Raw genomic sequence first — 24,970 nt, forward strand, 5'->3', positions numbered from 1 at the left:
GGCTCAGGAGATCGTGAGCAGGGGGTGACCCGCGCCGACCGTGGTGCCGGGTGTCGCGTCGATCGCGCCGACCACGCCGTCCTTGTGCGCCTGGATGGGCTGCTCCATCTTCATCGCCTCGAGGACGACCACGAGGTCGCCCTTGACGACCTGCTGGCCGGCCTCGACGGCGACCTTGACGACCGTCGCCTGCATCGGCGACTTCACGGCGTCTCCGGATGCCGCAGCGCTGGCGCTCGCGGCGTGCGACCGGCGCGACGGCGGTACCTGAGCGGGACGGCCGACCGCGACCGGCGGCGATGCGACGCGATCGGGGAGGCTCACCTCGAGGCGTTTGCCGGCGACCTCCACGACCACCGTGTGGCGGCCGCTCGGCTCTGCGGGAGCCTCCAGTTCGCCGTCCCAGGCCGGGATGTCGTTGACGAACTCGGTCTCGATCCATCGCGTGAACACGCCGAACGTGCCGTCCTCCGCCGTGAAGGCGGGCTCGCGCACGACCCGGCGGTGGAAGGGAAGCACGGTGGGCATGCCGGCGACCTCGAACTCGTCGAGTGCTCGGCGCGACCGCTCGAGAGCCTCCTCGCGGGTGCGGCCCGTCACGATGATCTTGCCGAGCATCGAGTCGAAGGCGCCGGAGACCGAGTCGCCGGCCGTGACACCGGAGTCAAGACGGATGCCGGGACCGCCGAACGTCTTGAAGACGTGGATGCGGCCCGGCTGCGGCAGGAAGTTGCGCCCGGGGTCCTCGCCGTTGATGCGGAACTCGATCGAGTGGCCGACCGGGGCCGGGTCGTCGTAGTCGAGCGTGCCGCCCTCGGCGATGCGGAACTGCTCGCGGACGAGGTCGATGCCGGTGACCTCTTCGGACACGGGGTGCTCGACCTGCAGGCGGGTGTTGACCTCGAGGAACGAGATCGTTCCGTCGGCGCCGATGAGGAACTCGCAGGTTCCGGCCCCGACATAGCCGACCTCGCGCAGGATGGCCTTCGAGGCGGAGTAGAGGATGTCGTTCTGCTCGGCCGTGAGGAAGGGCGCGGGCGCCTCTTCGACGAGCTTCTGGTGGCGTCGCTGCAGCGAGCAGTCTCGCGTGGAGACGACGACGACGTTGCCGGCGGCGTCGGCGAGGCACTGCGTCTCGACATGGCGCGGCTTGTCGAGGTACTTCTCGACGAAGCACTCACCACGGCCGAACGCGGCGATCGCCTCGCGGGTGGCCGACTCGAACAGTTCGGCGACCTCGTCGAGCTCGCGCGCGACCTTCAGGCCACGCCCGCCGCCGCCGTAGGCGGCCTTGATGGCGATGGGCAGGCCGAACTCGTTCGCGAAGGCGATGACCTCGTCGGCCCCGTCGACCGGCCCGGGGGTGCCGGGGGCGAGGGGAGCGCCGACCTTCTCGGCGACGTGCCGGGCGGTGACCTTGTCACCGAGGGCCTCGATCGCCTCGGGGGAGGGGCCGATCCAGGTGAGGCCGGCGCCGATGACGGCGCGGGCGAACTCGGCGTTCTCAGCAAGGAAGCCGTAACCGGGGTGCACGGCGTCGGCGCCGGAGCGGCGAGCGACCGAGAGGATCTTCTCGATGGAGAGGTAGGTCTCGGCGCTCGTCGAGCCCTCGAGGGCGTACGCCTCGTCGGCGAGGCGGGCGTGGAGCGCGTCGCGATCCTGGTCGGCGTAGACGGCGACCGACGCCTTCCCGCTGTCTCGGGCGGCGCGCACGATTCGGACGGCGATCTCGCCGCGGTTCGCGATCAGGACCTTGGCGATCTCAGGCATGAATGCCAGCCTAGCGAGCGCGGGCGCTCGTCTTTTGGATCACTCGCACAAAGTGATCGACTGAACGTGGGCGGATGCCTACGAAACGGGTGTAGCGGTCACGCCGTGCGGGGCCTGCTCCAGAGGTCGGTCCAGGCCACGTCGAGCTCGCGGACGAGCAGGCGCAGCGTCGACAACGACATCCCCACCACCGTCGAGGGATCGCCCTCGACCCGCGTGATGAAGGCGCCGCCGAGGCTGTCGACGGTGAATGCGCCGGCGACCTGCAACGGCTCGCCGGTCGCGACGTAGGCCGCGATCTCGTCGGACGAGATGTCGTCGGCGAAGGTGACGGCCGCCTCGGCGACCGCGTGGGCCTCGCGCGGGGCGGCTCCCGGACGAACACGGAAGACGGAGTGCCCGGAGTGGAGGATTCCGGTGCCGCCGCGCATCCGCTCCCACCGCTCGGTCGCGACCGCCGGCCGCAGCGGCTTGCCGAGCACCTCGCCGTCGAAGGCGAACATCGAGTCGCCCCCGATGACGATGCCGTCGAAGTCGGGCTCGTCTCGTGCGAGCGTCGCGACCACGTCGGCCGCCTTGCGCCGAGCGAGCACCAGGACGTGCTCCTCCGGCGGCAGGACCCGGCCCTCCGCGGCCTCGAGCGCGGCGACGACGGCCTCCTCATCGACCTCGGGCGCCCGGGTGGCCGGTTCGATGCCGGCCTGACGCAGGAGCATGAGACGAGCGGGGGACGTCGAGGCCAGGCACACGCGCATGCCGTTCACGCTACCCGCGGGCGCGCGTGTGCGAGCATCGTGGGATGCAGTCCGGCGACCTTCTCGATCTCGACGTCACCGACGTCGCCCACGGCGGCGTCTTCGTCGCCCGTCACGAAGGCCGCGTCGTCTTCGTCCCCGACGCGATCCCCGGAGAGAGGGTGCGTGCGCGGCTGACCGACACCGCGAAGTCGTCCTTCTGGCGTGCCGAGGCGCTCGAGGTGCTCGAGGCGTCGCCGCATCGGCGACCTCACGTCTGGTCTCCGGCCGACATCGGCACCGCCCCGGAGAGCCGGCCGGGCGGAGCCGACTTCGGGCACATCGAGCTCACGCACCAGCGCGAGCTCAAGCAGCGCGTCCTGCGTGATGCGCTGCAGCGCTTCGGCGGCGTCGACAGCGACGTCGTGGTGGCGAGCGCCGGTGCCGACGAGACCGCCGACGGCACCGGATGGCGTACACGCGTCAGCCTGCACGTCGATGACGAGGGACGCATCGGACCGTTCGCGGCACGGTCTCACCGCGTCGTCGAGGTCGACGATCTGCCGCTCGCCACGCCCGCGATCGCCGAAGCGGTCACGGGCGGTCGCTCGGCCGCGCCCGGCCGCCTCGATCTCGTTCAGCCCGCCGACGGGCGCGTGCGCGCTCTTCCTCGGCCCGAGACCCCCCGCCGACGGGGCCGAGGCGGACCGCGGCCGACCGTGGACCCGGCTCTGCGCGAGGTCGTGACCGAGCGGGTCGGTGACCGGGACTTCCGCGTGGACGCCGGCGGCTTCTGGCAGGTGCACCGGCTCGCGCCGGTGGCGCTGCGGGATGCGGTCCACGGCGGGCTGCGCGCGGCGGGGCGCGACACGGTCGATCCCGACGCGTGGCACCTCGACCTGTACGGCGGCGTCGGCCTGCTCGCCGCATCCGTCGCCGAGCTCGGTGGTCCCGCTACCCGCATCACGAGCGTCGAGTCCGATCCGCGTGCCACCGACCATGCCGGCGAGAACCTGGCCGAGTGGGTGGGGGCGCGCGCGGAGACGGGTCGCGTCGACCGCTGGCTGCTCCGGACCGAGCAGACGGCTTCGAACGCCGAGCGCGCCCGGTTGCGCGCCGGAGTGACCGTGCTCGACCCGCCGCGATCGGGAGCCGGACGTGAGGTCGTCGACTCCCTGCTGCGGCTGCGCCCCGGGACGCTCGTCTACGTCGCGTGCGATCCGGTCGCGCTCGCGCGCGATCTCGGCATGCTCCGCGCGGGCGGTTACACACCCGTGTCGCTGGAGGGGCTGGACCTGTTCCCCAACTCGCACCACATGGAGGCGGTCGCGGTACTCACCGACGAGGGTCCACTGTCCTAGGCTGAGCGCATGACACGGGTGGCACTCATCGACGATCACGAGTCGGTCCGACTCGGGCTCGCCGCCGCCTGTTCCCGTGCGGGAGTCGGCGAGGTCGTCTTCACCGGCAGCACCGTCGCCGAGTACCTGCGATGGCGCAAGGACACGGGTGAGACACCCGCGGATGTCGTCGTCCTCGACCTCATGCTCGGTGACGGCGCGACGGTGTCCGAGAACGTCGCGCAACTCGTGTGGAACGGCTCGCAGGTGATCATCCACAGCGTCGCTGACCGTCCGGCCGCGGTGCGCGAGGCGCTCTCGGCCGGAGCGCTCGGCATCATCAGCAAGTCGGCGCGCGCCGACGACGTCGTCTCGGCGATCCGGACGGTCGCGCGCGGCGAGCACCTCGACAACGTCGAGTGGGCGAGTGCCGTCGACGGCGACCGTGCGTTCGCCGATGCCCAGCTCTCTGCGCGGGAGCGCGACGTTCTGCGCCTGTACGCCGCGGGCCTTCCGCTCAAGGCCGTGGCCGAGCGTCTGGGGATCGCGTATTCCACCGCCAAGGAGAACATCACCCGCGTTCGGGTGAAGTACGTCGAGGTCGGTCGTCCCGCGCCCACCAAGGTCGATCTTCTCCGCCGTGCGATGGAAGACGGTCTCGTCGCCGAAGCCTCCGATGCCCGCTGAGCCCGCGGGCGCCGGCATCCCGCGTCCCCGCCGGCCCGCGGAGTTCCGCGAGGCGCTGGCGCAGACGCAACGATTCACGCAGTCGCGCATCGACCGCATCCTGGGCATCGTCGTCGGGGCGGGGAGCGCCGTCATCGGCATCCAGGCGCTCGTGGGTGCCCTGAGCGCCCCGGTCGGGCACTCGACGTGGAACACGGCGCTGCTGATCGCCGTCCTCGGCTCGCTCCTGCTGATGTGCGTCTCGCTCATCACATCGCGCGGCGTCCGCGTCTTCACCGGCATCTTCGCCGGCGTCTTCCCGATCGCGACGTTGCTCTGGCCGCTCGCAGCCCGTACCCCCGCGGCGGTGGACGAGCAGCCCTGGCTGTGGTTCCTCATCAACGTCGGGACGGTCGCCGCGGTCTTCTGCATGCCGCTCGCGGGGCAGATCGTGTGGGCTTTCCTGCTCCCGTTGCTGTACGGCGCGATGCGGCTGACCTTGCTGCCGCTCACGCCGGCTACCGTGCTGGACGTCGCGCTGGACTCGGCGTTCGCGATCATCCTCGCGAGCGTCCTAATCGTCGTGGGGTGGATTCTGCGCTCCCTCGCCGCCAGCATCGACAGCGGGCGCGAGGGGGCCGTCCGCTCCTTCGCGCAGGCGGCGGCCGCCGATGCGGTCGAGAAGGAACGCGTCGCTGTGGCGGCCCTCATGCACGACAGCGTCCTGGCGGCCCTCATCGCGGCCGAACGCGCCGAGACCGACCGCGAGCGCACTCTCGCGGTGTCCATGGCCCGCGACGCGCTCACCCGTCTCGCCAATGTCGATCAGGAGGCGGGCGAGGGGCCGGATGCGCCATTGGCGGCCGCGGTCCTCGGCGAGGAGCTCGACGCAGCCGTGCGGCGATTGCACCCCGCTGCCGCGGTGATCCAGGATGTCCGGCCCGACGCCCGGCCGGTCCCGGGTCGCGTCGCGCGGGCGCTGCAGCTCGCGGCCGCCCAGGCGGTCACCAACTCGGTCGAACACGCCGGCGCGGCGAACCTGCGGGTGTCGTTCCGCGCAGACGGGGCAGGTTTGAGCATCGAGGTCCGAGACGACGGCCCCGGCTTCGAGGCGGCCCGCGTCGCCGAGGACCGGCTCGGCATCCGAGCCTCGATCATCGCGCGTGTCGCCGCGGTGGCAGGCGTGGCCACGGTCGATTCCGACGGGTCGGGGACGACCGTGTCGATCAGCTGGCGGGAGCGCTCATGAACCGTTCGGTGCGCTGGGTGCTCTCGGCGCTCGGGGTCGCGTTCACGGCCTATCTAGCGGTGGGCGGGATGATCTGGACCCGGCCGGTCGACGTGCCCGCCGTCTTGATTCTGAATCTCGTCGTCTACCTTGCCGTCACCGGCATGTGCATCTTCTGGCCGACGCGGCCCATGGGTGTTCCCTCTCGCCCTGGCGCCGATGCTCCGGCGGTCAGCGCCGTGACGGCGGGGATGAGCCGTCCGGCGCCGCTGCCGCTGTGGATCGCGCTGCTCGCCCTCGCCGTGACGGTCGTGATCCCGTCCGCCACGTGGTGGGCCGCGGGGGAGGCGGGGCGGCTGCAGCCTTTCGCGACCTGGAGTCTCGGCGGCCTCGGGGCCTTGATGGCGATCCTCGTGGTCCGCCGGCGATCGATCGTCGCGTGGTCGGGGATCGCGATGCTCTTCCTGCAGTCGGTGATCTGGATCGGACCCGAGCCCACCCTCTCTCTCGGCGCCGTCGGCTCGGCGCTCTGGGTGGGCGGTGCCCAGGTCATCGTGCTCCTGATCGACCGCGCGGCCGTCGAGACCGCGCAGCTGACCGCGCTCCAGCGCGAGGCGTCGGAGTGGCTGGCGACCCAGGAGGGACGCCGACGGGAGCGACGGGTGCGCGTGCAGCGCGCGCTCGCCGTGGCCGGGCCGGTGCTCTCGCGAACCATCAAGGCCGACGGCGACCTCGATGACGACGAGCGGCTGCAAGCCAGGCTCGCCGAGGGGCGCCTGCGCGATGAGCTGCGGGGGCCGCGTCTGCTGGATGACGCCGTGCGCCGCGTCCTGGAGGACGTCCGCCGGGCCGGCTCCCACGTGACGTTCCTCGACGAGGGCGGCCTCGACGGTCTCGATGACCGGGAGCTCGCCGGCATCCGGGCCGAGCTCGCCGAGGTGCTCGAGGGCGTCCGGTCGGAGCGCCTCTACATCCGTACCTCGACGCATCCCGACACGGCAGTCACAGTGGTCGGGCGGTCGCGCCACGACGACGGGTCCGACGAGACGGTGGACCTCTGGCGAGAGATCGCCCGCCCGCGTCCGCGTCCTTGACGTGCTGGGGGCGAGGGGCGGCGAAGCCGCCCGCCCCTCGCCATGCGAGTGGTTACCCGAAAACCGACTCGCAGCAGTCACCGGCATGACGCCGAGGTGACCGAACGCAGTAGCGTTCCAGCACATCAAGTCTGCGACAGCGTGCCGGATCTGTCTGTAGGTATTTCGGGGGACAAAACCGCGGCCGCGCGGACCGGGCCGGCCGACGCGTCAGCCGGTGAACCGGCCCCAGCCGAAGCCGCGGCGCAGCGGCGTCCGCAGCGCGCGCGCCGAGCTCCGCCACGCCGATTCGGGTGCCGGCTCGGGGGCGACAGCCTCGGCGGCCTCCTGGGCGTACGACTCGCTCACGACCGCGATGACGGCGGCGAGCTCCTCGGGCGTCGGGGCGCCCCGGCGCACCTCGATGCGCAAGGGGCGCTCGGCGTGCGCCGCCTCGTCTCGAGCGTCTTCGGGGCCGGTCACAGGGGGATGTTCCCGTGCTTCTTCGCGGGCAGCTCGGCGCGCTTGCCGCGCAGCGCGCGCAGCGACTTCGCGATGTAGACGCGCGTCTGCGCGGGCTCGATGATGCCGTCGAGCTCACCGCGTTCGGCGGCGAGGAACGGGGATGCGACGTTGTAGGTGTACTCGGAGGCCAGGCGGGACCGCACGGCGGCGACATCCTCGCCCGCCTCCTCGGCACGCTTGATCTCGCCGCGGTACAGGATGTTCACGGCGCCCTGCCCGCCCATGACGGCGATCTCGGCGGTGGGCCAGGCGACATTGACGTCGGCGCCCAGCTGCTTCGAGCCCATCACGATGTACGCGCCGCCGTAGGCCTTGCGCAGGATGACGGTCACGAGCGGGACGGTCGCCTCGGCGTAGGCGTAGAGCAGCTTGGCGCCGCGGCGGATGACTCCGGTCCACTCCTGGTCGGTGCCCGGGAGGTAGCCCGGAACGTCGACGAGCGTGACGATCGGCACCGAGAAGGCGTCGCAGAAGCGCACGAAGCGGCTCGCCTTCTCGCCTGCGTCGATGTTCAGCGTTCCCGCCATCTGCGAGGGCTGGTTGGCGATGATGCCGACGGTGCGACCCTCCACCCGACCGAACCCGACGACGATGTTGGGAGCGAAGAGCGGCTGAACCTCGAGGAAGTCGCCCTCGTCGACGATGCCCGCGATCACCTGGTGGATGTCGTACGGCTGGTTGGGCGAGTCCGGGATGACGGCGTTGAGGGTGCGGTCGTCGTCGGTGGTCTCCCACTCGAAGCCGGTCTCGTAGACCGGGGCGTCCGACATGTTGTTGTCGGGCAGGAAGCTCAGCAGCGAACGCGCATAGTCGATCGCGTCGTCCTCGTCCTCGGCCAGGTAGTGCGCGACGCCCGAACGGGTGTTGTGGGTGTGCGCGCCGCCGAGCTCCTCCATACCCACGTCCTCGCCCGTGACCGTCTTGATGACGTCGGGACCGGTGACGAACATCTGGCTCGTCTTGTCGACCATGATGACGAAGTCGGTGAGGGCGGGGGAGTAGACCGCGCCGCCCGCGGCGGGACCCATGATGAGCGAGATCTGGGGGATGACGCCGGATGCCGCGGTGTTCAGGCGGAAGATCTCGCCGTACTTGCCGAGAGCCACGACGCCCTCCTGGATGCGCGCGCCGCCCGAGTCGAGGATGCCGATGATCGGCATCCCGCCGCGCAGGGCCAGCTCCATGACCTTGATGATCTTCTCGCCCGCCGATTCGCCGAGCGAGCCGCCGAACGTGGTGAAGTCCTGGGAGTAGACCGCGACGGTGCGGCCGTGGATGGTTCCGACTCCCGAGACGACCGAGTCGCCGTACGGCCGGGAGCGATCCATGCCGAACGCCGTGGTGCGGTGGCGCACGTACTCGTCGAGCTCGACGAACGATCCCGGGTCGACGAGCATCTCGATGCGCTCGCGCGCGGTGAGCTTGCCCTTCTTGTGCTGCTTCTCGCGTGCCACGGTCTCGGCGTCGACGACGGCCGTCTGGTAGCGGGCGCGGAGGTCGGCGATCTTGCCGGCGGTCGTGGACAGGTCGGGCTGGTCGGTCACGCGTTCCACCCTATCCAGCGACGCCCCGCAGCCGTTGGAGCACACCCACAACGACGGCGCGGATCACCTGTGGAAACCCTCGGGCGCAACCCCTCGCCGCGTTCGGATCCGACGTCGTAGGGTGACGCCATGAGCATCCCCGAGAACGGATATCCCCGCGCGGCGGCGGTCTCGCCCCGCGTGCACGTTGTCGACCACACCGATTCGACGAACGCCCATCTCCGTCGCGACGTCGAGGCCGACCCCGATGCCCATCCGCACCTCTCGGTCCTCCTGACCACCGACCAGCGCGCCGGTCGCGGCCGCCTCGACCGCAGCTGGACGGCTCCGGCCGGCACCGCGCTCGCGATCTCGGTGCTGCTGCGCGTGGGGGCCGTGCCCGTGCATTCGCGCGGCTGGATCCCGCTGGTCGCCGGTCTCGCCATGAGCGACGCGGTCTCCGCACAGCTGCGCGACCGCCGGGTGGGCGTGAAGTGGCCGAACGACGTCCTCGTCGACGGGCGGAAGATCAGCGGCATCCTCGCCGAGGTCCTTCCGGGGGAGGACGGGGACGTCATCCTCGGCGCCGGCGTCAACACCACCATGGCCGAGGTCGATCTGCCGGTCGCGACGGCGACGTCGTTCGCGGCGCTCGGCGCTCCCGTCGACGAGGACCGGCTGCTCGCGGACTATCTCACGGGCCTGCGCGATCACATCGCGCACCTCGCGGTGTCGGGCGCGGACGAGTCGTTGCGCGAGCGCGTCGCTGCGGCCTGCGTCACGATCGGCGAGGACGTCGTCGTCTCGCTCCCCGGCGGCGAGACGCTGACGGGAACGGCGGAGCGCCTCGACGGGGACGGCCGCCTGGTCGTGCGCACCGGTGCGGTCGAGAGCGTCGTCGGAGCCGGCGACGTCGTGCACGTGCGCGGAGTCGGCTGAGCCCTGGCGGCATCCGGGCGTGCCGCCGCCGCGTTGTCGTACCCGCGCGTCATGATGGTGCTGTGACTCAGCCCGCAGCCTCGTTCGGCCGACCCGTCGCGCCTGCGCTCGGTGCCGCCGCTCCCGAGCTGCGCGTCGCGCGGTTGCGCCCGCACGCGGGACCCCTGCTGTGGCCCGCGCTGCTGCTGATCGTGGTGGCGGGCGTGACGGGGTACTTCACCGACAACCTCCCCGAGCCCTTCACCGACGTCATGCTCTGGTCGGCCGCGGGCCTCGTGGTCGTGCTCCTCGTGGTGCTGCCCTACCTGCGCTGGCTCGCGCACTCCTACACGATCACGACCCGCCGGATCATCGAGACCTCGGGACTCATCGTCCGTCGCCGCGCCGAGCTCAGCCATATCCGCGGTTACGGCATCGACGAATCGCGCGGTCCGCTGCAACGTCTCAACGGCACGGGCACTCTGACGCTCTCGAACGGCGTCGACCCCTCGATGCGGCTGCGGAGCATCCCGGCCGTCGCGCTCGTCCACGAGGTGCTCGCCGATCAGGTCGAGGTGAGCCAGATCCTCGCGCATCGCGACTCCCACAGCATGCCCGTCGTCGGCTCCGATTCCTGAGCGCCTGAGTCCGATCGCGCGTGCGGCCGGCTGGCGGGGTGCGCGATGATGGATGCGAACCCGGAGGAGGCGCTATGTCGTTGCGAGTAGGAATCGTCGGCGGAGGGCAGCTGGCCCGCATGATGATCGCGCCGGCGGTCGAGCTGGGCATCGACGTGCGCGTGCTGGCCGAGGAGGCCGGGATGTCCGCCGCGATCGCGGCGACCGCAACGGGCGACTACCGCGACCTCGACACGGTGCGCGCGTTCGCGCGCGACGTCGACGTCATCACCTTCGATCACGAGCACGTTCCGCAGCACGTGCTGCGGGCCCTCGTCGAGGAGGGCGTCGCGGTCCACCCCGGCCCCGACGCGCTCTTCTACGCGCAGGACAAGCTGCGCATGCGCGCTCGACTCGCCGAACTCGGGATGCCGCAGCCCGAGTGGGCCGCGATCTCGGATGCCGCCGGCCTGCAGGCGTTCCTCGACGACAACGGCGGGCGCGCGGTCGTGAAGACCCCGCGCGGCGGCTACGACGGCAAGGGCGTGCGGGTCGTCGGTGCCGCCGAGGAAGCCGCCGACTGGCTCGCCGCGCTCGAGCCGGGCGGACAGCTCCTCGTCGAGGAGCTCGTGGAGTTCACGCGCGAACTCGCCCAGCAGGTCGCCCGGCGGCCCTCCGGAGCGTGGCGTTCGTACCCCGTGGTCGAGACCGTGCAGCGCGACGGCGTGTGCGCCGAGGTCATCGCCCCGGCTCCGCGCGCGGGCCAGCGCCTGATCGAGGTCGCCGAGAACATCGGCGTCGCGATCGCAGAGGGGCTGGGGGTGACGGGCATGCTCGCCGTCGAACTCTTCGAGACGGCCGACGAGCGTCTGCTCGTCAACGAGTTGGCGATGCGCCCTCACAACAGCGGCCACTGGAGTCAGGACGGTGCCGTCACGGGGCAGTTCGAGCAGCATCTGCGCGCCGTGCTCGACCTGCCGCTCGGCGACACGTCTCCTCGAGCGCCGTGGTCGGTCATGATCAACATCCTGGGCGGTCCGGTCTCCGATTCGCTCGCCGCCCGCATCCCCGCCGCGCTCGACGCCCACCCCGGAGCGAAGGTGCACACCTATGGCAAGTCGCCGCGGCCGGGTCGCAAGGTCGGGCACGTGAACCTCTCCGGCGACGACCTCGACGCCGTCGTGGGCGACGCCCGCGTGGTGGCCGCTCACTTCGACGACTGAGCCCGGCGGGGCACCGCGCCGCTCCGGGATTTCCTCAGGTCGCACACCTAACCTGGGTCGGTGACATCCTCGCCGCTGCATTCATCGGACGCCCCGCTCGTGGGAGTCGTCATGGGTTCGGACTCCGATTGGCGCGTCATGAGCGACGCATCGCAGGCGCTCACAGATCTCGGCGTCGCCCACGAGGTCGAAGTCGTCTCCGCTCACCGCACCCCCGACAAGCTGCTGCGCTACGGCCGTGAGGCGCGACAGCGCGGTCTGCGCGTCATCGTCGCCGGAGCCGGCGGAGCGGCGCACCTTCCGGGGATGCTGGCGTCGCTGACGCCGCTGCCGGTCGTCGGCGTCCCCGTCCAGCTCGCGACCCTCGACGGACTCGATTCGCTGCTGAGCATCGTGCAGATGCCGGGCGGCATCCCGGTCGCCACCGTCTCGATCAACGGCGCGAAGAACGCCGGCCTGCTCGCCGCGCGCATCATCGGAGCCGGGGATCCGGCACTCGCGGACCGGCTGGAGGAGTACGCACGCGGGCTCGAGCAGCAGGTCGAAGAGAAGAACCGCCGCCTCAAGGACTCCCTGTGAGCGTCAGCGCCCCGCCGCGCAGCTCCGCGCGGCCGCGCCGCTCGAACCTCATCGAGGAACGTCCGCTCCGGCATCCCGACACCTCGTCGCCCGAGGTCATGGGTCGCCGCGGCTGGTGGCTCGTCGTGCTCAACTTCCTGCTGCCCGGGTCGGCCCAAGTGCTCGCGGGCAACCGGCGCCTGGGGCGGTTCGGTCTCGCGGCGACGATCACGATGTGGGTCCTCGCGCTTCTGACCGTGCTGACCGGACTGCTGTGGCGTCCGCTGCTCCTCTCGCTCGCCACCAACTGGTTCGTGCTGCTGATCGTCCAGGCCGTCATCGCGTTCTACGCGGTGCTGTGGCTCGTGCTGACTGTCGACACGCTGCGGCTCGTGCGGCTCGTGCGGGCGGGAACCGTCGCCCGCATCGGCGTACCGCTCCTGGCCATCGTGCTCGCCGTCGCGTCGACCTCGGCGGCGGCCTGGACATTCGATCGGGTCAACTCCGTGCGAGAGACGCTCAGCACCGTCTTCGGCGCGAGCGGGCCGAGCGTTCCGCCGTCGGACGGCTACTACAACATCCTCCTGCTCGGTGCCGACAGCGGCGAGGGGCGTGACTCCATGCGCTTCGACTCGATCTCCGTCGTGTCCGTGAACGCGGAGACCGGGGCGACCACGATCACCGGCGTCCCGCGCGACATGGGACACTTCCCGTTCGCCCCGGGGCCGATGAAGGACCTCTACCCGGACATCCACGAGGGACGCCTCGACCCCGACTGCGGGTGGAGCAGCGGCATCAACCAGCTGCAGACCGAGGTCGAGATCTGCCGTGACGGCAACGCTCTCTACCCGGATGCGAAGAACAACGGCTCGTCGCCGGGTGTGGAAGCGACCAAGGACGCCGTCGAAGGCATCCTCGGCATCACCATCCCGTACTACGTCTTCATCGACATGAAGGGCTTCGCCGACCTCGTCGACGCCCTCGGCGGTGTCGACATCAACGTCGTCGAGCGCCTGCCCAAGGGCGGTGGCCCGCGGTATGAGGGGCAGAGCGCCGAGGACTGGGCCGAGGGGTGGATCGAGGCCGGACAGCAGCACATGGACGGCGACACCGCGCAGTGGTACGCCCGGTCGCGCTACACGACGAGCGACTTCGACCGGATGCGCCGCCAGCGCGAGCTGCAGCAGGCGATCCTCGCCCAGATGACCCCGCAGAACGTACTCGACCGGTTCACCGAGATCGCCGACGCCGGCCAGGTGCTCGTGCAGACCGACATCCCCGCCGATCTGTTGCCTTTCCTCGCCGACATCGCCATCAAGGCCAAGGAGCAGCCGGTCACCACGATCGAACTCACCCCGGCGAACGGCATCGAGGAGGCCGACCCCGATTGGGCCCTCGTCCAGCAGATGGTGCAGGACGCACTCCACCCGCAGACCCCGACCCCCGAGCCGGAGGGCTGAACGATGAGCACGGTTCTCCGGGTCGTCCTCGACCAGCTGATCGACGTCGTCGACGCCGACTCCGCCGAGGCATCCCTCGAGGTGGCGCGCGCGCTCATCGAGACCGCGCCCGCCCGGTGCGAGGTCGCCGCCGTCGTTCCCTCGGATGCCGTCGACGCCGCCGCCGCGGTCGACGGCCTGGCGCAGACCATCCGGGCCCCGTTCCCGCGGACCGGCCTGCTGGCCTCCTGGCCGATGGGGATCTCGGGAGGCGTCGCGGGTGGGCTGATGCACGCGCCGACCCTGCTCGCGCCGCTCGTGAAGCACGACCGCGCACACGACAACGACCAGACGGTCGTGACGCTCTGGGACCTCGCCGTGTGGGACGCCCCCGCGCTCTTCCCGCGGGCGACTCTGCTGGCTCATCGTGCCCTGCTCAAGCGTGCCGAGAAGCACGCGGATGCCGTCGTCGTCCCCGCGCACGCGACGGCGCATCGCCTCGCCGAGATCGCGCCCAAGCTCAGCGGCCGGATCCGCGTCATCCCGGGTGCCGCCCCCGCGCAGTTCCGCGTGCCGACCGACGCCGTCGGGCGGCGTCGTGAACTCGGTGTGCCCGACCGGGTCGCCGTCGTCGCGGGCGGCACCGAGGAGCAGCTGCGCGCCGTGCTGGCCTCGATCGCGGGGGAGCAGACCTCCAGCGTCGTCGTCTTCGACGCGCCCGCCGACGTCGCCGGGGCGATCGCCGAGTCGGGCATCGACCGCGACCGCGTCATCGTGCCGGGCGGGCTCGACTCCGCCGACCGCGCCGCCGTGCTCGACGCGGCCGTGCTGCTGATCGCGCTCTCCGACGGATCGGGTTTCCCCTGGCGGGCCGTCGAGGCGATGGTGCTGGGCATCCCCGTCGTGGCGTGCGATTCACCCGTCCATCGCGAGGTGCTCCTGGACGGTGCGCGCATCGCCCCGTTCGACGAGCTGCGGGATGCCGCGGGTGAGGTGCTGGCGTCGCCGGAGGAGCTCCATCGGTGGGCCGTGCGGGCCGGGGACCGCGGCCGCGCGTTCTCGTGGCGCGATCACGCCGAGCGCGTCTGGGCGCTCCACGCCGAGCTGTGACGCGGTCGTCGGTTTCCTCCTCCTAGGGTGGACGTATGCCCGCACGCGTAGGAGTCGTCATCCGCACGGCCGACCGGCCCGAGTTCCTCGCCCGGGCGCTCGCCGATGTCGCCGCCCAGACCTTCGGCGATCGGCGGATCGTCGTGGTCAACGACGGCAGTGATCGGGCGGCCGTCGATGGCGTGGTGAGGGAGTCGGCCGCCGCCGATACCGTGACGGTGCTCGACTCCCGCGCACCCGGCGGTCGATGCGCCGCAGCGAACACGGGCGTCGACGCTCTCGACACGGAGTTCGTCGTCATCCATGACGATGACGACCTCTGGGCGCCGGGGTTCCTCGAGCGCACCGTCGCTTTCCTCGACGAGCACCCGGACGACTCGGGGGTCGGGGTCGCGACGGCGATCGTCTACGAGGAGAAGCGGGCGGGACGCTGGGTCGAGACCGGCCGCGTGCCGTTCTGGGCGGATCTGACGGCGTTGCGCTTCATCGATCTGCTCGAGGTGAACCGTGCGGTCCCCATCTCGCTGCTCTACCGCCGTGCGCTGCACGAGCGGGTCGGCCTCTATGACGAGTCGCTCGAAGCCGTCGAGGACTGGGAGTTCTACCTCCGCGTCCTTGCAGTCGGGACGCTCGGCTTCATCGGGGGAGCGCCGCTGGCCTTCTGGACGCAGCGTCCGAGCGCGTCGGGTGCCGAGGGGAACAGCATGTTCGCGCTCGAGCACCTCCACGACCGCGACGACATGGTCGTTCGCGACCGCGAGCTCCGTGCCTGGGTGGCGGCGAACGGCGCCGGATTACCGCTCTACCTGGGCGCCATGGAGCGCCGCATCGTCGCGGAGCTGCGGAGCGAGGCCGAGTCGCTGCGGCGCGAACAGCGCGAGCAGCGCGCCGCGATCCGCGCTGACATCGACGCCCATCAGCCGATCTGGTCGCGTCTGCGCCGTCTGCGGCGCCGGATGTCGCGTCGACCGTCCCCGTAACGGACAGATGACGAATGGGGCGTCGACGCTGTGTGAACGAGGCGAGGGCCGCAGAATGAGAGGGTGACCTCTCTCCGCGCGCGCAGAACAACGTCCTCGGTGACCGCCACGAGCTTCCGACTCTTCGGGGGCCTCGTGATCGGCATGCTGGCCTTGACCGCCTGCGCCACGCCCGTCGGCGGTGCGATGACTCCGTCTCCGACGCCGACGGCGACGCTGGAGAGCCCGACGCCCGAGCCGACCCCGACGGCGGATGACACTGCGACGCCGGATGTGCCGGCCCCGACCGAGACGGTCGAGGTGGACACCCCCTACAACGGGGAGGTCCTGATCGTGACGGCCGAGCAGCGGGGGCCGACGCTCGAGGTAACGGCGATGATTCCGGGGGTCAGCGAGGATGACGGCACCTGCACGCTCCGCGTCGACGGCGTAGGAGTGGCCACCATCACCAGCACGGCCGGTAACGGTGTGACGTACTGCGGTCTCATGTCGGCCGACGTCGCGTCCGACTCCGCCGCGACGCGCTTCGACGTGCAGTACGAGTCCTCGTCGACGCGGGCGCGTTCCGCCGACTCGAGCGTCGAGTCGAGCCAGTGAGCGCGCGCCGCAGCATCCGCTCGTCCGTCGCGGTCCTCGCCGCATGGGTGTGCGCCGTCGCCCTGCTCGTCGCGGCACCGGTCGCGCTGTCGTCGTCGATCGCTCCGGCTCCGGCAGCCGCGGCCGCATCGGGCTCTGACTTCAATCCGGGCAACATCATCAGCGACGCCGCGTTCTACGACTCGAACGCGATGGGATCGTCGGAGATCCAGGCGTTCATGGAGCGTCAGGTGCGGTCCTGCTCGTCGGGCTACACGTGTCTGAAGGACTACCGCCAGAACACCGACAACCGTCCGTCCGACCGTTACTGCAACGGCTACGAGGGTCGCGGCAACGAGAGCGCGTCCACGATCATCGATCGCGTCGCCCGCTCATGCGGCATCAGCCAGAAGGTCATCCTGGTCCTGCTCGAGAAGGAGCAGTCGCTGGTCACCTCGCCTTCCCCCACCGCGCGCGCCTACGCGGCGGCGACCGGACAGGGATGTCCCGACACGGCTCCCTGTGATTCCGCGACGCTCGGTTTCTTCTACCAGGTCTACTACGCGGCCCGGCAGTACAAGATCTACAAGGCGTTCCCGCAGGACTTCGGCTACCAGGCCGGCCGCTGGAACAACATCCTGTACCACCCGTACAACAACTGCGGCACCCAGCGCGTCTACATCGAGAATCAGGCGACGGCGGGTCTGTACATCTACACCCCGTACGTCCCCAACCAGGCCGCACTCAACAACCTGTACGGCACGGGCGACACCTGCTCCTCGTACGGCAACCGCAACTTCTGGCGGCTCTACACCGACTGGTTCGGGTCGACGCAGGCCGATAACGAGAGCCCGTTCGGTGGTTTCAACGTCGAGGTCTCCCGGGGGATAGTCGGAATACGCGGCTGGGCGCTCGATCCCAGCGACCCACGGGCGGCTCTTACCGTCGTCGTCACAGCGAACGGGGCTCGTCTTGGAGAGTTCCGCGCGGACGATCCGCGTCCCGACGTCGCGGCCGCTCATCCCGGCTACGGACCCAACCACGGCATGCGCGCCGACTTCGAGGTCGTCGGAGGTACGACTGAGATCTGCGTCACGGTGCGCAACGTGGGCAGAGGGTCGGACACGGCTTTCGAGTGCCAGACGGTCGAGGTTGAGACCGCTTCGCCCTACGGGGGTACGACGGTCGAGGCGTTGAGCGGAGGCGTGCGCATCACCGGCTGGACGCTCGACACCGACACCCGGGATCCGCTCGACATCCACGTCTACATCGACGGTCAGGGGTCGGTCCACAAGGCGGACCGCCCTCGGCCGGATGTTGCCGCGGTTTTCCCGGGGTTCGGGCCGAATCACGGCATCGACGTTTCCATTCAGACGCCGGTCGGCAGCCACCAGGTATGCACGTACGGAATCAATGTCGGGCTTGGTATGAACAAGCTTCTCGGCTGCCAGACGGTGCAGGTCACGCGGAGCGCCGACCCGCAGGGAATGGTCGATGACCTCTACCCGGTGCCGGGCGGCTTCCGCGTGCGCGGGTGGGCTGTAGACCCCAACACCACTGAGCCCATGACTGTTCACGTGTACAGAGGAAGCTCGGGGCGTGCGATCCAGACGAGCGTGATCCGAGACGACGTTCTGAAAATCTATCCGAGCGCGAATCGCAGGAGTGGATTCGACGAGTTCATCAGCGCCCCCGCCGGGTCATCCACCGTGTGCGTCTACGGCATCAACGTCGGTTGGGGGCAGAACTCAACGCTCGGGTGTCGCAATCTGGAGGTGCGAGCGGGGCAGGCGTTCGGCGGCATAGATACGACGGTCACGGGAGAATCGGTTCGGATGCGCGGATGGGCCATCGATCCCGATACTCGGGACTCGCTGACGATTCACACATATATCGACGGAACGGCCGTCGTCGGGAGAGCCGATGTCACTCGAGCCGATATCGCGCGGGCCTACCCTGGTTATGGGGCCGATCACGGGATAGATGAGACTTTCGAGCTCGATCCTGGAACCCACCGGATTTGCGCGTACGCCATCAATGTCGGCCCCGGCACGAACCAGCTCCTCGGTTGCGAATCGCTCGTCGTCGAGAACCATTCGCCTTTCGGCGGTACTGACGTGACCGTCGAGGCCGGAGGCGTGCGGCTACGCGGCTGGACAATCGACCCTGACACGTCCGCATCACTCCAGGTTCACGTGTATGTCGATGGTGCCGGCTTCGCGGTCGCGACGGCCGCGGTCGCACGTCCCGATGTCGCGCGGGCGTACCCCGGGTTCGGGGACGCACATGGCATCGACCTCAGGCTGGCGCTCAAACCCGGACGGCACCAGGTATGCAGCTACGCGATCAATCAGGGCCCCGGCAGCAACTCCACGCTCGGCTGTCACAGCGTCTTGGTGCCCTGACCAAGGCGTTCCCGCACCGGCGCGGTAGGATCGGGTGATTCCTGGCCGCGTACGAACAGAAGCAGCACGAATGTTCTCATCCCCGGGAGACCCAGACCCCCGCGCACTTTTTACCCGAGACCGCAGAGGCGACCGAAGGTGGGAACGCTGGATCGCTCCCACGGCAGATGGCCTCCCGTCTCGACGCGTGCTGGCTTTGCCGTTGGCATTGCTCGCCGGTGTTTTCGTGGTGCTGGTCGCCTTCGGCGTGACGGGCAGCTCGACCGGGGTCCTCCATTCGATGGTGTCTGGCGGCGATGACCCCCGTCTCGTCGCCGGCGAGCCGCGTGAAATCCGCAGCGACGAGTGGTTCGTGCAGTCCAGCTGGGTGATCTCGCAAGTCGAGCAGTCACTTCCGGTCGAGAACGAGACATTCCCGGGCGGCATGGACGCGACCGTGCAGAACGACCTCCCGAACGCCGACTGGTCGACTGCCTTCCGGCCTCACTTGCTCGGCTTCTTCTTCCTCCCCCTGGACCAGGCGATGGCATTCCGCTGGTGGTTCCCGGGCCTCGGCGTCATCGCGGCGACATATCTGTTCGCGGTCACACTCCTTCCGCGGCGCCCGCTGACGAGCTTGGCGCTGGCGGTGGGATTCTTCTTTGCGCCCTTCTTGCAGTGGTGGTACCTCTCGCTCACGCTGTACCCCGCCTTGTGGGCGATGCTGGTCATGTCAGCGATCATCTGGTCGTTGCGATCGCGGAAGCGAGGACCCGTATGGATACTGGCCGCGCTCGTCGCCTACATCACTCCGGCGTTGGCGATGGGAATCTACGTTCCGTTCATCGTTCCTGTGACGCTCGTGGCGGCCGCCTTCGGCCTCGGGGCCGTCATCGCCCGTGACGTCGGTCGACCTCCCTTCACACAGCGGCTGGTCGACATCTCGCCGGTCCTGGTGGCGGGGCTCGCCGGCGGCCTGGTGATGGTGATCTGGATCCTGACCCGTCTGCAGACGATCCAGGCATTCACCTCGACGCTCTATCCGGGGGAGCGGCTCCAGCAGGTCGGACAAGCCGGCGTCAACGAGATGTCGCAATTGTTTTCCGCGTTCTCGTCTTTCGCTCTCGAACGCACACAGGGTGCCCCATTGAGCGTGAACTCATCCGAGGCCTCCACCTTCTTCCTTCCTGGCGTCTTTCTCGTGGTGGTGCTCGGTTGGCTGGTCTGGGCTCGACGGAAGAACGGCGCTGCGCTGGACATCCTGGCGATCGCGGTGGTCGGCGCGCTCGCCCTGATGTTCGCCTATCTTCTCGTGCCTGGCTGGGACCCGGTCGCGCATCTGCTCTTCCTCGACAGGACGACGAACGCTCGGATGCGAATCGGTTTCGGCGTCGTCAGCATCGTGCTGGTGGTACTCACCGCCGCGCGGTTCGACGATGCCCGGTCGCGTGGCCTCGTGCCGCCGCTATGGGTGAAGGCGACCGCGACGACGCTCGCGGCGGGGTCGGTAGGCGTGGTGGCTTGGCGAGCGGTCGACATCACGGGATCCGTGGATGCTATTGCACGGCGTGATCTGGCGCTGCTAGCGATATTCGCCGCGGCATTCGTGCTGATCGTGTGGCTCATGGCTTCGGGACGCTTCCTCACCGCGGCGACCGGCCTCCTCGTGCTGACCCTGGCGCAATCAGGGCTTGTGAACCCGGTCTACGTGGGAGTGTTCGATCTCCGCCAGACTGAGACCGTCCAGCGCATTGAGCAGATCGATGCGCGGGACCCCGGCGCGTGGGTAGGCATCAATACATCGCTCGTCACCACGATGATGCTCGTCGAGTCCGGCGTTCAGTCCTACAACGGTGTCCAAGGATCCCCCGCCTCCGAGATGTGGGAAGCAATCGATCCGACCGGTTCGTCAGAGCAAGCTTGGAACCGTCTCGCCACCCTCTCATGGGTTCCGGGCGAGGGTGAGCCGGCCCCACGCAACCCGGCACCTGACCAGATTCAGATGACGTTCGATTCCTGCAATCGGTTCGCCGCGGAACACGTCTCGTATGTGCTCACCCAAGCACCCCTCGACCAAGGATGTCTCGATCTCATCGAGAGCGTAGAGCAAGGGCCGGGTGTGATGATGATCTACGCCGTCCGGGGCGAACAGTGACCGGCGTTCCCTCGTTCGAGCGCGATCGGACGCCCGCGATATCATGCTGAGGATGTCTGAACAGCCGCCTAAGACGCTCGTGATCGTCCCGGCGTGGAATGAGGCCGAGAACGTCGGGAACACCGTAGCGGAGGTTCTGGCGGCGAGTCGCGACTATCACGTCCTTGTCGTCGATGACGGTTCGAGCGACGGTACCGGCACTCGAGCCCGCACGGCTGGCGCGACTGTGCTGACTCTTCCGTTCAACATGGGCGTGGGCGGCGCGATGCGCGCGGGGTTCACCTACGCGCAGCGGCATGGCTTCCGGCGAGCGATCCAGGTGGATGCCGACGGTCAGCACAACCCGCGCGATATCGCCGCCGTTCTCGCGGGACTCGACGTGGCCGACATCTCTATCGGGGCGAGGTTCGCTGACGTCGGTGATTACTCCGCGAAGGGGCCGCGCCGGTGGGCGATGAAGCTGCTCGCTGGTGTCCTGTCCCGGGTGGCGAAGACCACTCTCACGGACGTGACGAGTGGTTTCCGTGCTGCGAATGAGGTCGCGATCGACCAGTACGTCCGGTACTACCCGGCCGAGTACCTCGGCGACACGGTCGACTCGCTGGTGAACGCGCTGCACGCGGGTTTGACGGTCACGCAGGTGCCGGTCGCGATGCGGCCCCGGGCCTTCGGCCGGCCCAGTCAGAACCCGTTCGGTGCCACGGTCTACCTGACGCGATCGGTCTTCGCCCTGACCCTCGCGTTGATGCGCGGCCCGGCCAAACCCGTGGAAGCAGCATCATGATCATCGCCGCAGGAATAGCATTCGCTATCGTCGTCCTTGCGATCATCATCGGCCTTCTCCTGAAGCGTCAGCTTCGCGAGAAGTACGCCACCCTCTGGCTGATCATCGGCCTCGCCCTCCTCGTCATCTCCGTGTTCCCCGGACTGCTCCTGCAGCTGACTGAGGTGCTGGGTGTCGAGGTGCCGGCGAACCTCATCTTCGCCCTCTCCATCGTGCTTCTCGTTGGAGTCGCTCTCCACCTCTCGTGGGAACTCTCCCGGGCCGAAGACGAGATCCGTCGCCTCGCAGAGGAGTCCGCGATCCTCCGTACTGACCTGGACGAGTTGCGAACGCGAATGGATTCCCAGGTAGCAGGCTCCGGGGTTCAGGGTGATCCGCCTCGGGACGCGCCTGCCGGGTGAGAGTGCGTCGACGCTACTCGCTGCGCGCCGGCGGGAAGATCCAGTAGCGGTAACCGAAGTAGTTCCACACCGTCGTCGACGCGACGGCGATCCCTTTCCCCACGGCCCACGGCCAACCGAGAGCGTCGATGCCGGTGACGACCGCGGTGGTGGCGAAGGCGTTGAAAATGACGAGTGCCGTGTACTTGACGGCGCTCGATCCCCATCCGGCGCCGGTCTGGAACGTGATCGCCCGTTGCATCAGGAACGTGAGCGCGAAGCTCGTGAAGAATGCGACCGGCGTAGCGATGACCAGGTCGATGTGGACGAGGTCATGCAGGACGAACAGCAGCCCGAAGTCGACGAGGAAGGCTACGCCACCCACGACGACGTACCTGACCGCACTGTTCTTCCACATCCGCTTGATCGGTGCGGGGACGAGTGCGCTCAGCCGCACCGTCGGACACCCGTGTGAGGTCGAAAGACGGGGCCCAGCGTCGTGCAGCAGGGCAGCGTCACGATTTCAGGTAAGTGAGAAGGGCGTCGGCGCTGTCGGCGGGCGTGAATCCGGTAGCCTCCAGTGCGGACAGATCCAGTTCGCTGTTGCGCGGCCTCGGCGAGATCGGGTGCCCTAGCCCTGCGAAGTAGTCTTCCGTGCTGACCCCGCTGACTCGGCTGGCGTCATGACCGGTTTGCGCGAAGACATCCCGCGCAACGTCGAACCAGCTCGATGGCGTGCCCGCCGAACTGAGATTGTACGTGCCGTGTGCGGCCGCGCTCTCGATGAGGTGCCGGATGCCGCGCGCGATGTCATCGGTGAACGTCAGGCGCCCGATCTGGTCGTCGACGACCTTGGGGTCGATACCCCGCTCGGCGAGCGAGGCCATCGTGCGCACGAAGTTGTTGCCGTCGCCGATCACCCAGCTGGTGCGGACGATGTAATGACGGGGAACGACCGATACGACGGCATCCCCGGCGGCCTTCGTCTGCCCGTAGACGCCGAGGGGTGACACGGGATCGTTCTCGGTGTAGGCGCCGTCCTTCGTTCCATCGAACACGTAGTCGCTCGAGACGTGGACAAGAGTGATGCCGTTCACCGTCGCGATGCGCGCCAGCGCGGCGACCGCGGTGACGTTGGCCGCCCAGGCGTCGACGCGCCCCTCGGGGGTCTCGGCGAGGTCGACCTTGGTGTACGCGGCAGCGTTGATGATCGTGCTGTAGTCGCGCCACCGACGCGCGGAGGCGAGGTCGGGCGACGTCAGGTCGAGCTCGTCCCGTCCCGCGTACTCCATCCAGGGGTGATCGCCGAACTCGGCGCGCAGTGCCCGGCCGAGCTGGCCGTTCGCTCCGGTCACCAGGATGCGCTTGGGCGGCATCGGAACCACATCGGAAAGACGCGGGTGGTTCTTGTCCTTCTCACTGATCTCGACCTGATCGAGCGGGATCGGCCACTCGATCGCGGCGGTCTCGTCGGCGAGATTCAGGAAGGTGTAGGTCGCATCGGGCGACCAGTGGTCGTTCACGAGGTACGTGTAAGCGGTGTCGGGCTCGAGCGTCTGATACGAGTTCCCGACGCCGCGCGGGACGAAGATCGCTCGCGAGGGGTCGAGCTCAGCGGTGTAGACGGCCCCGAAGGTCGGCCCCTCGCGAAGGTCGACCCACGCGCCGAAGATGCGGCCCGTGGCGACGGAGACGTACTTGTCCCAGGGCTCGGCGTGGATGCCGCGGGTCGTGCCCACCGCGTCGTTGAACGAGATGTTGTTCTGCACCGGGCCGAAGTCGGGCAGGTCGATGCCGGCAGCGGTCATCTTCTCGCGCTGCCAGTTCTCCTTGAACCAGCCCCGTGAGTCGCCGTGCACGGGCAGATCGAGGACGATCAGCCCCGGGATGGGGGTCTCGATGACCGTGAGCGTCTTTCCGAACTCGATGGCCACGGTTCACTGTCCCTTCGAGGCGTAGAAGGCTTCGACGCCGTCTTTCGCGGGCGCCCACCAGTCCTCGTTGTCGCGGTACCAGTCGATGGTGGCTTTCAGGCCGGCTTCGAAGTCTTGGTAGCGGGGTGTCCAGCCGAGTTCGGTGCGGAGCTTGGTGGAGTCGATCGCGTAGCGGAGGTCGTGTCCGGGGCGGTCGGTGACGTGGTCGTACGCGTCGGTGGGGTTGCCGGTGAGGGCGAGGATGAGCTCGACGACGGTCTTGTTGTCCTTCTCGCCGTCGGCGCCGATGAGGTACGTCTCGCCGATGACGCCGCGGTCGAGGATCGTCAGAACGGCGGAGGAGTGGTCGTCGGCGTGGATCCAGTCGCGGACGTTCTCGCCCTTGCCGTAGAGCTTGGGGCGGATGCCGCGCAGGACGTTGGTGATCTGGCGGGGGATGAACTTCTCGACGTGCTGGTAGGGGCCGTAGTTGTTCGAGCAGTTGCTGATCGTCGCTTTCACCCCGAACGAACGCACCCATGCGCGCACGAGCAGGTCGGAGCCGGCCTTGGTGCTGCTGTAGGGCGAGGACGGGTTGTACGGGGTGGATTCGGTGAACCGTGCCGGGTCGTCGAGTTCGAGGTCGCCGTACACCTCGTCGGTGGAGATGTGGTGGAAGCGTTTGTCGTGCTTGCGTGCTGCCTCGAGCAGCGTGTACGTGCCGACGATGTTCGTGTCGAGGAACGGACGCGGGTCGTGGAGGGAGTTGTCGTTGTGCGACTCGGCGGCGTAGTGCACGACCGCGTCGACCTGCCCGAACAGCTCGTCCACGAGCGCGGCGTCGGCGATATCGCCCTCGACTAGCCGCACCCGGCCCTCGGGCAGGCCCGCCAGGGATGCGGCGTTGCCCGCATAGGTGAGCTTGTCGAGCACGATCACCGAGTGGTCGGTGTTGCCGACGACGTGGTGAACGAAATTCGAACCGATGAACCCGGCACCGCCGGTCACAAGAAGCGTGGACACGCCCACCAGGGTACCTGCCTACACCTGGCGGCTGAGGAAACGCGCCTGGAG

23 protein-coding genes are annotated in these 24,970 nt (G+C 69.3%); 16 read left to right on the forward strand and 7 right to left on the reverse strand.

The window, feature by feature from the left end; genetic code table 11:
• Positions 1 to 3 precede the first annotated feature (3 nt).
• Both C3481_RS14780 and C3481_RS14785 read right to left on the reverse strand, forming a co-directional pair.
• Entirely contained in the window at positions 4 to 1,770 is a 1,767-nt protein-coding gene (locus C3481_RS14780; RefSeq protein ID WP_023955504.1) for a biotin carboxylase N-terminal domain-containing protein, read from the reverse strand.
• Between the two features lie 98 nt (positions 1,771 to 1,868).
• Positions 1,869 to 2,525, reverse strand: coding sequence for a nucleoside triphosphate pyrophosphatase (locus C3481_RS14785; protein WP_064955743.1), 657 nt, complete (start codon positions 2,523 to 2,525; stop codon positions 1,869 to 1,871).
• A 44-nt stretch (positions 2,526 to 2,569) separates the two neighbouring features.
• Between C3481_RS14785 and C3481_RS14790 the strand changes: the two genes are divergently transcribed.
• From C3481_RS14790 to C3481_RS14805, 4 genes are read left to right on the forward strand one after another with little or no spacing between them, the layout of a single operon-like run.
• A complete protein-coding gene (locus tag C3481_RS14790; protein ID WP_103843078.1) occupies positions 2,570 to 3,865 on the forward strand; it encodes a class I SAM-dependent RNA methyltransferase in 1,296 nt (431 codons plus the stop codon).
• A gap of 9 nt (positions 3,866 to 3,874) precedes the next feature.
• Positions 3,875 to 4,531, forward strand: a complete 657-nt coding sequence (locus C3481_RS14795; RefSeq protein WP_064955694.1) for a response regulator transcription factor — start codon at positions 3,875 to 3,877, stop codon at positions 4,529 to 4,531.
• Positions 4,521 to 5,759, forward strand: a complete 1,239-nt coding sequence (locus C3481_RS14800) for an ATP-binding protein (RefSeq protein WP_103843081.1) — start codon at positions 4,521 to 4,523, stop codon at positions 5,757 to 5,759. Before C3481_RS14795 ends, C3481_RS14800 begins: the two co-directional genes overlap by 11 nt.
• The gene (locus C3481_RS14805; protein ID WP_023955494.1) at positions 5,756 to 6,832 is read left to right on the forward strand and encodes a hypothetical protein; all 1,077 of its coding nucleotides are present in this window, start codon (positions 5,756 to 5,758) and stop codon (positions 6,830 to 6,832) included. Before C3481_RS14800 ends, C3481_RS14805 begins: the two co-directional genes overlap by 4 nt.
• Before the next feature lie 210 nt (positions 6,833 to 7,042).
• Here C3481_RS14805 and C3481_RS14810 read toward each other — a convergent pair whose 3' ends face one another.
• Together C3481_RS14810 and C3481_RS14815 are read right to left on the reverse strand one after the other, a co-directional pair.
• Positions 7,043 to 7,294 (reverse strand): acyl-CoA carboxylase subunit epsilon, encoded by a 252-nt coding sequence (locus C3481_RS14810; protein ID WP_258039138.1) that lies wholly within the window; start codon positions 7,292 to 7,294, stop codon positions 7,043 to 7,045.
• Positions 7,291 to 8,880 carry an acyl-CoA carboxylase subunit beta gene (locus tag C3481_RS14815; protein WP_023955490.1) on the reverse strand — a complete coding sequence of 530 codons (1,590 nt, stop codon included), beginning with the start codon at positions 8,878 to 8,880 and terminating at the stop codon, positions 7,291 to 7,293. The genes C3481_RS14810 and C3481_RS14815 overlap by 4 nt, the downstream gene beginning before the upstream one ends.
• Positions 8,881 to 9,009: 129 nt before the next feature.
• Here C3481_RS14815 and C3481_RS14820 point away from each other — a divergent pair, with 129 nt between their 5' ends.
• The 12 genes from C3481_RS14820 (at position 9,010) to C3481_RS14875 (ending at position 22,004) form a co-directional block, all read left to right on the forward strand.
• Positions 9,010 to 9,798, forward strand: coding sequence for a biotin--[acetyl-CoA-carboxylase] ligase (locus tag C3481_RS14820; RefSeq protein ID WP_023955487.1), 789 nt, complete (start codon positions 9,010 to 9,012; stop codon positions 9,796 to 9,798).
• 62 nt (positions 9,799 to 9,860) lie between these two features.
• Positions 9,861 to 10,415 carry a PH domain-containing protein gene (locus tag C3481_RS14825; protein ID WP_064955692.1) on the forward strand — a complete coding sequence of 185 codons (555 nt, stop codon included), beginning with the start codon at positions 9,861 to 9,863 and terminating at the stop codon, positions 10,413 to 10,415.
• 74 nt (positions 10,416 to 10,489) lie between these two features.
• Entirely contained in the window at positions 10,490 to 11,617 is a 1,128-nt protein-coding gene (locus tag C3481_RS14830; protein WP_064955691.1) for a 5-(carboxyamino)imidazole ribonucleotide synthase, read from the forward strand.
• Between the two features lie 111 nt (positions 11,618 to 11,728).
• Complete coding sequence (gene purE / locus C3481_RS14835) at positions 11,729 to 12,196, forward strand: 5-(carboxyamino)imidazole ribonucleotide mutase (RefSeq protein ID WP_023955481.1); 468 nt, start codon at positions 11,729 to 11,731, stop codon at positions 12,194 to 12,196.
• The gene (locus C3481_RS14840) at positions 12,193 to 13,635 is read left to right on the forward strand and encodes an LCP family protein (RefSeq protein WP_064955690.1); all 1,443 of its coding nucleotides are present in this window, start codon (positions 12,193 to 12,195) and stop codon (positions 13,633 to 13,635) included. Before purE ends, C3481_RS14840 begins: the two co-directional genes overlap by 4 nt.
• 3 nt (positions 13,636 to 13,638) lie before the next feature.
• Positions 13,639 to 14,724: a glycosyltransferase gene (locus C3481_RS14845; protein WP_103843083.1), complete on the forward strand. Its 1,086-nt coding sequence runs from the start codon at positions 13,639 to 13,641 to the stop codon at positions 14,722 to 14,724.
• Positions 14,725 to 14,759: 35 nt separating this feature from the next.
• A complete protein-coding gene (locus tag C3481_RS14850; RefSeq protein ID WP_103843085.1) occupies positions 14,760 to 15,704 on the forward strand; it encodes a glycosyltransferase family A protein in 945 nt (314 codons plus the stop codon).
• Between the two features lie 63 nt (positions 15,705 to 15,767).
• Positions 15,768 to 16,301, forward strand: a complete 534-nt coding sequence (locus tag C3481_RS14855) for a hypothetical protein (protein ID WP_137750617.1) — start codon at positions 15,768 to 15,770, stop codon at positions 16,299 to 16,301.
• 218 nt (positions 16,302 to 16,519) lie between these two features.
• The gene (locus tag C3481_RS14860; RefSeq protein ID WP_146053665.1) at positions 16,520 to 18,685 is read left to right on the forward strand and encodes a hypothetical protein; all 2,166 of its coding nucleotides are present in this window, start codon (positions 16,520 to 16,522) and stop codon (positions 18,683 to 18,685) included.
• A 187-nt stretch (positions 18,686 to 18,872) separates the two neighbouring features.
• Positions 18,873 to 20,819, forward strand: coding sequence for a hypothetical protein (locus tag C3481_RS14865; RefSeq protein WP_137750616.1), 1,947 nt, complete (start codon positions 18,873 to 18,875; stop codon positions 20,817 to 20,819).
• A 52-nt stretch (positions 20,820 to 20,871) separates the two neighbouring features.
• Positions 20,872 to 21,603: a glycosyltransferase family 2 protein gene (locus tag C3481_RS14870; protein WP_103843093.1), complete on the forward strand. Its 732-nt coding sequence runs from the start codon at positions 20,872 to 20,874 to the stop codon at positions 21,601 to 21,603.
• Complete coding sequence (locus C3481_RS14875) at positions 21,600 to 22,004, forward strand: DUF2304 domain-containing protein (protein WP_103843095.1); 405 nt, start codon at positions 21,600 to 21,602, stop codon at positions 22,002 to 22,004. Before C3481_RS14870 ends, C3481_RS14875 begins: the two co-directional genes overlap by 4 nt.
• Positions 22,005 to 22,017: 13 nt before the next feature.
• Here C3481_RS14875 and C3481_RS14880 read toward each other — a convergent pair whose 3' ends face one another.
• From C3481_RS14880 to rfbB, 3 genes are read right to left on the reverse strand one after another with little or no spacing between them, the layout of a single operon-like run.
• The gene (locus C3481_RS14880) at positions 22,018 to 22,440 is read right to left on the reverse strand and encodes a GtrA family protein (RefSeq protein ID WP_258039139.1); all 423 of its coding nucleotides are present in this window, start codon (positions 22,438 to 22,440) and stop codon (positions 22,018 to 22,020) included.
• 58 nt (positions 22,441 to 22,498) lie between these two features.
• The gene (locus tag C3481_RS14885) at positions 22,499 to 23,917 is read right to left on the reverse strand and encodes a bifunctional dTDP-4-dehydrorhamnose 3,5-epimerase family protein/NAD(P)-dependent oxidoreductase (RefSeq protein ID WP_103843099.1); all 1,419 of its coding nucleotides are present in this window, start codon (positions 23,915 to 23,917) and stop codon (positions 22,499 to 22,501) included.
• A 3-nt stretch (positions 23,918 to 23,920) separates the two neighbouring features.
• Positions 23,921 to 24,919 carry a dTDP-glucose 4,6-dehydratase gene (gene rfbB / locus C3481_RS14890; protein ID WP_103843148.1) on the reverse strand — a complete coding sequence of 333 codons (999 nt, stop codon included), beginning with the start codon at positions 24,917 to 24,919 and terminating at the stop codon, positions 23,921 to 23,923.
• Between the last annotated feature and the right edge of the window lie 51 nt (positions 24,920 to 24,970).

It is taken from the genome of Microbacterium sp. Ru50 (assembly GCF_002920555.1).
Classification (GTDB): Bacteria; Actinomycetota; Actinomycetes; order Actinomycetales; family Microbacteriaceae; genus Microbacterium; species Microbacterium arborescens.

Excerpts from the sequence above, each read along its gene's own strand:
- C3481_RS14780 (WP_023955504.1), bottom strand. The coding sequence starts at position 1,770 with ATGCCTGAGATCGCCAAGGTCCTGATCGCGAACCGCGGCGAGATCGCC.
- C3481_RS14875 (WP_103843095.1), top strand. The coding sequence starts at position 21,600 with ATGATCATCGCCGCAGGAATAGCATTCGCTATCGTCGTCCTTGCGATC.
- C3481_RS14870 (WP_103843093.1), top strand. The coding sequence starts at position 20,872 with ATGTCTGAACAGCCGCCTAAGACGCTCGTGATCGTCCCGGCGTGGAAT.
- purE (WP_023955481.1), top strand. The coding sequence starts at position 11,729 with ATGGGTTCGGACTCCGATTGGCGCGTCATGAGCGACGCATCGCAGGCG.
- C3481_RS14830 (WP_064955691.1), top strand. The coding sequence starts at position 10,490 with ATGTCGTTGCGAGTAGGAATCGTCGGCGGAGGGCAGCTGGCCCGCATG.
- C3481_RS14785 (WP_064955743.1), bottom strand. The coding sequence starts at position 2,525 with ATGCGCGTGTGCCTGGCCTCGACGTCCCCCGCTCGTCTCATGCTCCTG.
- C3481_RS14800 (WP_103843081.1), top strand. The coding sequence starts at position 4,521 with ATGCCCGCTGAGCCCGCGGGCGCCGGCATCCCGCGTCCCCGCCGGCCC.
- C3481_RS14845 (WP_103843083.1), top strand. The coding sequence starts at position 13,639 with ATGAGCACGGTTCTCCGGGTCGTCCTCGACCAGCTGATCGACGTCGTC.
- C3481_RS14790 (WP_103843078.1), top strand. The coding sequence starts at position 2,570 with ATGCAGTCCGGCGACCTTCTCGATCTCGACGTCACCGACGTCGCCCAC.
- C3481_RS14820 (WP_023955487.1), top strand. The coding sequence starts at position 9,010 with ATGAGCATCCCCGAGAACGGATATCCCCGCGCGGCGGCGGTCTCGCCC.
- C3481_RS14860 (WP_146053665.1), top strand. The coding sequence starts at position 16,520 with ATGGAGCGTCAGGTGCGGTCCTGCTCGTCGGGCTACACGTGTCTGAAG.
- C3481_RS14795 (WP_064955694.1), top strand. The coding sequence starts at position 3,875 with ATGACACGGGTGGCACTCATCGACGATCACGAGTCGGTCCGACTCGGG.
- C3481_RS14850 (WP_103843085.1), top strand. The coding sequence starts at position 14,760 with ATGCCCGCACGCGTAGGAGTCGTCATCCGCACGGCCGACCGGCCCGAG.
- C3481_RS14805 (WP_023955494.1), top strand. The coding sequence starts at position 5,756 with ATGAACCGTTCGGTGCGCTGGGTGCTCTCGGCGCTCGGGGTCGCGTTC.